Here is a 606-nt window from a genome sequence, read left to right as displayed (position 1 = left end):
GCCGGCAGCGAGCCGTTCAGCTCGGTGGACGTGCTGCCCGAGCCGCCCGGCCTGCGCTCGCCCGCGCACGCGGGCCTGCCCCAGTGGCTGGCGGTGGCCGGTTTCGGGCGCAAGCGGCGGGCCCTGGACCGGGGTGCCGCCCGCGGCTACCCGGTCGCCTCGGTACCCACCCGACGTGCCACGGAGGTGTTGCGCAACCAGCCCTGCGACCTGCCCACGCCGCCGCCGCTGCGGGCGGCCGAGGCCCTCACCGCGCTGCGTGACGCGGGCGCGCACCAGGGCCTGCTGGTCTGCTGAACCGCCGCCGGGACCGGCTGCCGGGCAACCTGGCGAAACTTCCTCGCGATCCTGCGGTCCGTGATTGAGTACCTACGGAGCGGGAAGACCGCTCGCCGCGGAACGGCCCACGACGCCGTGCGGCGGACGGCCACCGCCTTCGACGTACTCCGTCACGTAACCCAACTTCCTCACCCGGTGCGTGGTCCGACCACGCGCACGACCGGTTACGACCGGGCGGGGACCTTCGGCGAGGGGGGCGCGGATGTTCGGACAGACCACCACACCCACACCACCGACCACCGACCGGGGTCTGGAGGACCTGGACGC

At 74.6% G+C, this 606-nt stretch carries 1 pseudogene; it reads left to right on the top strand.

Going from position 1 to position 606, the window contains the following annotated elements:
- Positions 1 to 297 (top strand): annotated as a pseudogene (locus tag KBX39_RS32550) (hypothetical protein); the annotation flags it as partial.
- Between the last annotated feature and the right edge of the window lie 309 nt (positions 298 to 606).

It is taken from the genome of Micromonospora sp. D75 (assembly GCF_018070405.1).
Lineage (GTDB): Bacteria > Actinomycetota > Actinomycetes > Mycobacteriales > Micromonosporaceae > Micromonospora > Micromonospora chalcea.
The sequence above is the reverse complement of the archived record's forward strand: the minus strand, read 5'-3'. Positions and strand labels throughout refer to the sequence as shown.